Annotated in this window: 1 protein-coding gene; it reads right to left on the reverse strand. The window is 32.1% G+C overall.

The window, feature by feature from the left end; all coding sequences use genetic code 11:
* A partial coding sequence (locus tag BT993_RS06880; protein ID WP_072593808.1) for a peroxiredoxin occupies positions 1-392 on the reverse strand: 392 nt, incomplete at both ends.

Consider the following 392-nt stretch of genomic DNA (forward strand, 5'->3'; position numbering starts at 1 on the left):
AAAGTTCTCCAACTAAGTTTATACTTGGTTTTAAAGTTTCCTTACCAGGTTTCCATTTAGCAGGACAAACTTCTCCATGTTTAGCAACAAATTTAGCAGCTTGTAATTTTCTTAATAATTCTGAAGCTTCTCTACCTATTCCATTGTCATGAATTTCATAAGCAACTATTTTTCCTTCAGGATTAATTACAAAACTTCCTCTTAGAGCTAATCCTTCTTCTTCTATCATTACACCAAATTCTCTAGCTAAAAATCCTGTAGGATCTCCTATCATAGGATATTCAACTTTTGATATTTTGGGAGAATGATCGCTCCAAGCTTTATGAACGAAAGCTGTATCACATGAAATACTATATATTTCTGCACTCTCTGCTTTGAAATTTTCATAATTT

The sequence above is a fragment of the Streptobacillus ratti genome, from assembly GCF_001891165.1.
GTDB lineage: Bacteria > Fusobacteriota > Fusobacteriia > Fusobacteriales > Leptotrichiaceae > Streptobacillus > Streptobacillus ratti.